This is a genomic window from Chloroflexota bacterium (assembly GCA_016235055.1).
In the GTDB taxonomy this organism is placed as follows: Bacteria; Chloroflexota; Anaerolineae; order JACRMK01; family JACRMK01; genus JACRMK01.
Genome location: JACRMK010000040.1, coordinates 45,777 through 53,415 on the forward strand (window position 1 = coordinate 45,777; position 7,639 = coordinate 53,415).

Here is a 7,639-nt window from a genome sequence, read left to right on the forward strand (position 1 = left end):
CTCACAGGTTTTCAACTTGTGAGGCCTGCCCGCCACGGGCAATCACTGCGGCTGTGATTGTGATATTGAATGTCATACGAGAGAACAATGGCGAAGCGCCGGGAGGCAGGCTGGCGCACTGTCGACGTTCGTCCGGGTGATTGCCCCATGGCGCTGAGGATTGTCCGAATTCTACCCACATGGGGGGGTGACAAAACATGGTCTCTGTGATACGCTACAGATAGCCCCGAGTTATTGAGCACGATCGGACCTGAGGGCAACGATAACCGGATAAACGCTATTGCCTGGCAAGCGGCATCGCATGGAAGCACGCAGCATACTGTTGTATCATGCGACACCGTAAGTGAGTCGAAAGGCGGCAGGCAGCACGCGCCGGGAAGCTCACAAACCGCCCGACCTGACTGCACATAGTGTAGCGCGACTGGCAAGCCGGGCCATGCGTCATGGGCAGATGCTACTGCCGGCGGTTATCACGAACGGTCGATCTCACCCTCCGATGACTCGGGGTCTTGCTTTGCCCAAAACAGACGGGCCGGCGCATCATTGCGCCGGCCCGCTGTCGTGTTATTCGCCGCTCTCGGGCGTCGTTCGCGTTCCGCAGGCTTGCGCTACAACCCCATCAGCTTCCGCACGCGCTCTTGCATATTGGTCAGCGGGATTGGGCCGATCCAGTTGCCAAACGGCCGGCCGGCCGCATCATTGCCCGTCAGCAGCGTGCCATCGGCCTTGATGAAGTATGTCTCCGGCACGCCGGTAATGCGGTACGCCTTGGATATCTTCGTGCCGAGGTCCGGACCGTTCGGGAATGTGATGCCGTACTGCGCCATGTACGCCTTCGCCTCGGGTTCCGTGTCGACATAGTCCACGCCGAGCACCAGCAGGCCCTTGTCCTTGTACTGCGTCCAGATCGCCTGCAGTTCGCGCGCTTCTTCCTTGCACTGCGTGCACCACGACGCCCAGAAGTTGATGACGACCGGCGTGCCGCGCAGTTCCGACAGCCGGTAAGCCTTGCCCTCGAACGACGTCAACTCGAAGGCTGGCGCCTGCCCGGCCGCCAGCGGCGGCGCGCCTTTCTGTTGCAGCGTCCATATCAACAGCGCCAGCAGCGCCAGGATGATGACGACCGCCGCGCCGAACACGATGGCATTCTTGCGCGGCTTCGGCGTCTCGATCGGCGGGACGGCGGAGTGGGTGGCGGTGCTCATTCGCGCTCCTTCATCTCGCGGCGGATGCGCTTGGCAACGTCCGGCGCGACGGCTGGCTGCTCGTCACTGGCTTCCGGCTCGGCTGCGGCCAGCGCCGCGCGCGATAGCTGCCAGCGCCGCATCGTCACCGTCAGAAACGCCAGGCCGGCAATCAATAGGATGAACGGGAAGACATACGCGCTGATGTTGAAGCCCTCGGCGGGCGGCGCGCCCAGCACGCGCTCGCCGTACTGCGCCACAAAATACGCGCGGATATCCTGCTCGCTCTCGCCGTTGGCCAGCTTCTCGCGGATCAGCGCGCGCCACTGCACGCACGCCTGCGTCTCGCAGACATCCAGCGGCGTGCTGGGGCAGACCGGGCAGTACAATCCCTTGGCCACGCGCAGCATCTCGGCATCGAGGTTGACGGCGGTGACCGGCGTCTTGGGCGCGGATAGCATGCTGAAGCCGATCACGGCGGCGACGATGACCACCAGTGCCGCCGCGCCCAGTGCCACCCAGCGCGCCTCCAGCCGGCTCCGCGCATTGGTGGCGCGGACAGGTTGAATCATACGCGCTCGTCTCCTTCGGCGTCCAGCGCGCGCAGGGCCGCGTCGGTCTGGCGCGAGCGAATGTACACGCTCACTCCGTAAGCGGATAGGAGCGCTGCGATCAACACATACGCAATGATCATGTTCGCCATAGTTAGTTCTCCCTCGCGGCCAGCCGGGCCGCCAGCACGTTCCGGCGCTGCTCCAGCCGCACGCGCGCCAGCAGGAACCAGCCGTACAGCAAGGTGAACGAAAGCAGCGCCACCATCAGCGTCGCGCGCATCCGCTCGTCCAACCCGCCTTCGCTGCTGATCAGCAGGCTCGGGTGCATCGTGCGCCACCAGACGACCGACAGGTAGATCAGCGGCACGTTCAAGAACCCGATGATACCGGTGATGGCGGCCAGCCGCGACATGCGTCGGCTGTCGGCCACGCTGCGCAGCCGCAGGTAACCGACATAGATCATCCAGAGGATCAGCGTCGTCGTCAGCCGCGCGTCCCACGTCCAGTACGTGCCCCAGGCGACCTTCGCCCACAGCGGGCCAGTCAGCAGGACCAGCGTCGTGAAGATGACGCCCATCTCCGCCGACGAGAGCGCCAGCGCGTCCCACTTCGCCTCGCCCTTGATCAGGTACATGATGCTTGAGACGAATACCACGCCGAAGGCGAGGAACCCGATCCACGCACTCGGCACATGGAAGTAGAAAATGCGCTGGGCATCGCCCATCGTCGCTTCGCGCGGCGCGTAGAACAGCGCCATATACAGCGCGATACCGATCGTGACTACGGACGCCACGGCCAGCCCGCGCAGGAGCGGCACCGCCGTGCGGTCGCCCAGCAGGCGCCAGTATGGCGCGGGGGCCGGCGCCGCCGCGGCGCCGGGATCCTCTTTGACTCTTAGCGGCAAGACGGTTGCACTCATGGCTCGACTCCCTCGATTAGATTTTCGCGCCGCACTTCATGCAGAACCGGTCGCCCGCTTCGGCGGGCGCCTGGCACTGCGGGCAGACGTGGTTGGCGGCCGGCGTCGTCTTGGCGCGCCGCTTGGGCGCGTTCGCCGCCGGCGCCGCGCTCTGCGTGGCCGTCAGGGTGTCGATTTGCTGAAGGATCGTTGCCGCGCGCGTCTCGTACCGCGTGCGCAGGTTCTTGTAGTCGCTCTCGGACAACTTGCCGGTCGCGTGGTCGAACTCGAAATCGCGCAGGGCGTCAAACGCCTGCTCCCGGGCGCTCGCCAGGTTCTCGTACTGCGGGTCGCCCATCGTCACGAACTTGCGGATCGTGTAGCGCCGCGGGTTGGCCAGCGGGTAACCGACGAACACCAGCACGCCGAAGATCACCAGAATCGTCAGAAGATAGTCCATGCTTGCCTCCTAGCGTCCGGCGGCCACGGCCGCTTCGCGCATCTGGATGCGCTGCATCACGCGCGCCTCGCGCGGGTCCGGCCAGGCCGCGATCAGCGTGCCGAGCATGAACACGCCGAAGCCGATCCACAGCCAGCTGATCAGTGGGTTGACAATCGCCTTGATCGTCACGCTGCCGTCGTCGTTCGATCCGGCCAGGATCAGGTACAAGTCCTCCATGGCGGTCGAGCGCACCGCAATCTCGGTGGTCGACTGCTCGGAGGCAGGGTAGTAATTCTTCTCCGGCTTCAGTGTAGCGATCTGCGCACCGTTCTCGAAGACGGTCAGGTTCGCCGCCCAAACCTGGTGGTTCTCCTCGGCGTACGAGGCCAGGCCGTCGAAGCGCAGCGTGTACTGCTTGATCGCAATGGTCTCGCCCGTGCGGACGTTTTTCTGCAGGTCGGCCTGGAAGAAGGTCGAGCCGGCGATGCCGACGACCGCCATCACGATGCCGATGTGCACGACATAGCCGCCATAGCGCCGGCGGTTCTTGACGAACAGCATGGCCAGCGCGGTCGGCGGGTTCTCGCCATGCTGGCGCATGCGCGCGCCCGCCGCCCGGAAGAATTCCACCATGATCGTGCCAGACACGAAGCCGGCCGCGCCGAAGGCGGTCAGGCCGAGCGGTTCCCGCACGCCCAGCGCAAACAGCCCACCGACGACCACCGCCGAGACAAGTAGCGGCCGCAGGAAGTTGCGCACGAGGTTATCCACCGAGGCGCGCCGCCAGCCGATCATCGTGCAGACGCCCATCAGGACAATCAACAGGAAGAAGATCGGGCCGTTGACCGTGTTGAAGAACGGCGCCGCCACGGTGATCTGCTTGCCGGTCGCCAGTTCGCTGATCATCGGGAAGATCGTGCCCCACAGCGTGGCAAACGCCGCGCCGACCAGCAGCAGATTGTTGAGCAGGAAGGTCGCCTCGCGGGAGACCACCGAGTCGATCTCGTTCTCCTCGCGCAGCGCGCCCAGCCGCGTGTACAGCAGGTACAGGAACAGTAGGATGACGCCGGCCATGTAGCCCAGGAAGATCGAAGCGAGCAGCGAGTTTGTGCCGAAGGCGTGCACCGACTGCACCACGCCGCTGCGGGTCAGGAACGTGCCGAGGATCGACAGGATGTACGTCAGCATGACCAGCACGAGGTTCCAGACCTTCAGCATCCCGCGCTTCTCCTGGATCATCACGCTGTGCAGGTAGGCCGTGCCGGTCAGCCACGGAATCAGCGAAGCATTCTCGACCGGGTCCCAGCCCCAGTACCCGCCCCAGCCCAGCTCGACGTACGCCCAGCGCATGCCGAACAAGAGGCCGAGCGACAGAAACAGCCACGAAATAAGCGTCCAGCGCCGCGTGGTGCGAATCCAGGCGTCGCTCAACCGACCGGTAGTCAGCGCCGCCATGGCGAATGCGAACGGCACCGTAAAGCCGACATAGCCCAGGTACTGTGTGATCGGATGAATGAACATGCCCGGATTCTGCAAGAGCGGGTTCAGCCCCTGGCCGTCCTGCGGCGTGAAGTTCAGCATCTTGAACGGCTGCGCGACGACGATCAACAGCAGGAAAAAGAAGCCCTGTGTGAACGCCATGAACGCGATGGCGTACGGCATCAATTCGCGGTTCTGATCGCGGTTCTGGAACGTCACAATGGCCGCGAAGAGCGACAGCAGCCAGACCCAGAACAGCAGCGAGCCTTCCTGTCCGCCCCACAGCGATGAGATGGTGTAAAGCAGGGGTTGATCGAGGCTAACGTGCGAGGCGATGTACTCAAAGCGGAACTGGTGAGTGATCGCCGCCCATTCCATGATCGCCACCGCGAGCGTAGTCAGCGCGGCGACGGCGTAGATGCCGTTCTCGGCGCTGGCCATCATTGCCGGGCGACGCTTCTGGACCGCAACCAACGCGGCGCCAACGGTATACAGCGCCAGCGCAAAACCAAGCCAGACCGTCAGGTTGCCGAGTCCGGCGATTTGCAGGGTACCCATCGTCAGTTTCCCTCCTTCTTAGCTGCTTCCGCAGCGCGGCGTCACGCGGAAGCCGGCGCGACGTCACGCCGGCGGAAGCGACCTGCTGCATCGATCAGTTTTGTTTAGGCGTTTCCGATTCGTATCGCGAAGGGCACTTCACGAGGATCGAGTCGGCCTGGAAGACGCCCGCCGCATCGAGGCGACCTTCGGCCACCACGCTTTCACCGTTGGTCAGCGTGTCGGGTACAACACCTTTGTAGACAACGGGCTGCACCATGCCGTTATCCTTGATGTTGAACTTGAGCGTCATCGTCTTCTGGTCCAGATCGATCGAGGACTGATCGAGCGGGCCGTTAACGCGGATCGTTTGCCCGGTCAGGCGCGTCTTCTGCGCCACCAGTTCGGGGACGGTATAGTAATAGACAACATTGGACTGGAAGTTCGAGAGGGCGAAAGCCGCAATGGCGCCCAAGATGATCAGGCCGCCAATGATGTACTTCAGATTGAGGATACGCGCGCGTGGTTTGGGTTGCGCGATGCCAGTCATGACATTTTGCATGGTTGACCCTCCGTGAGTCGAGTGTAGAAATCTACTTGTGACTAATATAACAAATTGAGGTCTTAGTTGGGTCTTAGCTTCGTTCGAGATCGGTTAGCTTGATAATCGGGTAAGTATGGCGCCCAACAAACGTGATCGCCATCTAATTTGGTGCTACAATAAATGTGGCGCAGGCCATGCAACTACGGGGGGTGAACCGTGACCGAGCCGCAGCCCATTCGCGTCCTGATCGTGGACGATTACGCGGTCGTCCGCAGCGGCCTGCGCGCGTTCCTGGTCGACTGCCCCGACATGCTTGTGGTCGGCGACGCGCGCGACGGCGACGAGGCGTCGCGCCTCTGTGGCGCATGCGCTCCCGATATTGTGCTGATTGACGTGCAGATACCCGGCACCGACGTCGCCGACGCCACGCGCCGCATCCGCGCCGCCTGCCCCCGCCTGCACGTTATCGCTCTGGCCGGGGAAGACGACGACGAACTGGCGCAAACGGTCATGCAAGCTGGCGCGGTCGCCTACCTTCCCAAGCGCATCGATGCCATCGAACTGGCCGACGTTATCCGTCAGACGCACCGCGGCTGTGGGACTGCGCCGGAACGCGCCGCGCAATGGCCGCTGCACCTGGCCGGGCAGTCGCTCACGGCGCGCGAGCGCGAAGTGCTTGTGCTGCTGTGCGACGGATTGCATAATCGTGAAATTGCGCAGCGACTGGTCATCAGCCCCTCTACCGTCAAGTTCCACGTCAGCAGTATTCTGGCCAAGCTTGGCGCCGCCACCCGCACCGAGGCGGCCGCCATCGCGATTGAGCATCATCTGGCGCCCGCACACCACGCGCAGCCTGCCCATTAACGCGGCATCCGATCGGCTCGGACCCCCGGTAACCAGCGCACGAATCAAGCGAGCACTTTTTCGTGCCTTCTCGCCTCCTTACGAGTCATCCGGTTGGCCTCGTCGTGATGAGCAGATTGGCGCGCGCGACCCGTGCTCCACGGACAGCCGTAGACCGCGACTGGTCAATCATACCCGTCCAGGCCCTGGCAATAGTAGATTTCGACACAATTGGGTGTCAATAACTGATAAATCTGACCGATTCAACATCGTTTTTTGACCGAACTTTGACTTTCAGCCGCTATTGTTGACCGTGGTCGTCATGATGGCGACAACCGAGACTCATGGAGGGTCTATGAACATGAAGCAGGCTTCCCCAGACCGCTGGCTCTCAATCCGCGAAGCCAGCCAGACCCTGGGCGTTCATATCGGCACTGTGCGCGAGTGGGCCGACCACGGTCGGTTGGCGAGTTACCGCACCCCCGGCGGCCACCGCCGCTTCCGGAACGCCGATCTGCAACGCTTCCTCTCGCTTCAACATACACCTGATACGACCACACCCGACGAGCGCGTGCTTAGGCGCGTGCGCGCCGATTTGCAGACATCGTCTCACCAGGAGCAGGCCGCTTCCGCCGAATACGGCGGGCACCCGCGCGAAATCGGCCGGCAACTGCTGGCCTGTGTCACACGCTTTGCGCAGGAACCGGAGTTGCGCAACAGCCTGCTGACGGAGGGGCGCGCGATCGCGCAGACGTATGGCCAGGCACTGGCCGAGGGCGGCCTGTCGGCCGGCAACGCCGCGCGCGCCGCACTGCGCTACCGCCGCATTGTACTGCCGGCGGTGCTGAGCGAAACGCTCGGCTCGCGCACCGGCGACGAGGAAGACGCGCAGTTCTTCCAGCGCATCAGCGACTTCCTGGACGAAATCCTGCTCGCCATTCTCGATGTGTACCCATAGCGGAGAAAAACCAACCGCAGAAGACACAAAGCACAACTAACCGCAGAGAGCGCAGAAAAAACGTACTTGTTTACCGGGTAGTCGTCGTGAGTATGCAACCCGTTCTACTCAGTTTGGGCGTAAATCGCATGAGCGCCCTGCACGCTTGCGCGGGATGGCGCCCCGGGCGAACTCGCTTGTACCCATCAACCCCACCCCCA

8 protein-coding genes are annotated in these 7,639 nt (G+C 63.3%); 2 read left to right on the forward strand and 6 right to left on the reverse strand.

Features of this window, described 5'->3' with window-relative positions:
• Positions 1-608: 608 nt before the first annotated feature.
• From HZB53_09890 to HZB53_09915, 6 genes are all read right to left on the reverse strand, one after another.
• Positions 609-1,205 (reverse strand): TlpA family protein disulfide reductase, encoded by a 597-nt coding sequence (locus tag HZB53_09890; protein ID MBI5877952.1) that lies wholly within the window; start codon positions 1,203-1,205, stop codon positions 609-611.
• Positions 1,202-1,756, reverse strand: a complete 555-nt coding sequence (locus HZB53_09895) for a cytochrome c-type biogenesis protein CcmH (protein ID MBI5877953.1) — start codon at positions 1,754-1,756, stop codon at positions 1,202-1,204. Before HZB53_09895 ends, HZB53_09890 begins: the two co-directional genes overlap by 4 nt.
• A 133-nt stretch (positions 1,757-1,889) precedes the next feature.
• A complete protein-coding gene (gene ccsA / locus HZB53_09900; protein ID MBI5877954.1) occupies positions 1,890-2,657 on the reverse strand; it encodes a cytochrome c biogenesis protein CcsA in 768 nt (255 codons plus the stop codon).
• A 16-nt stretch (positions 2,658-2,673) separates the two neighbouring features.
• Positions 2,674-3,096, reverse strand: coding sequence for a hypothetical protein (locus tag HZB53_09905; GenBank protein MBI5877955.1), 423 nt, complete (start codon positions 3,094-3,096; stop codon positions 2,674-2,676).
• 9 nt (positions 3,097-3,105) lie between these two features.
• The gene (locus HZB53_09910; protein ID MBI5877956.1) at positions 3,106-5,115 is read right to left on the reverse strand and encodes a heme lyase CcmF/NrfE family subunit; all 2,010 of its coding nucleotides are present in this window, start codon (positions 5,113-5,115) and stop codon (positions 3,106-3,108) included.
• Between the two features lie 94 nt (positions 5,116-5,209).
• On the reverse strand, positions 5,210-5,656 hold the full coding sequence (locus HZB53_09915) for a cytochrome c maturation protein CcmE (GenBank protein MBI5877957.1): 447 nt from the start codon (positions 5,654-5,656) through the stop codon (positions 5,210-5,212).
• 198 nt (positions 5,657-5,854) lie between these two features.
• Here HZB53_09915 and HZB53_09920 point away from each other — a divergent pair, with 198 nt between their 5' ends.
• Together HZB53_09920 and HZB53_09925 are read left to right on the forward strand one after the other, a co-directional pair.
• Positions 5,855-6,502 carry a response regulator transcription factor gene (locus HZB53_09920; GenBank protein MBI5877958.1) on the forward strand — a complete coding sequence of 216 codons (648 nt, stop codon included), beginning with the start codon at positions 5,855-5,857 and terminating at the stop codon, positions 6,500-6,502.
• Between the two features lie 334 nt (positions 6,503-6,836).
• Entirely contained in the window at positions 6,837-7,439 is a 603-nt protein-coding gene (locus HZB53_09925) for a helix-turn-helix domain-containing protein (protein ID MBI5877959.1), read from the forward strand.
• Positions 7,440-7,639: the final 200 nt, after the last annotated feature.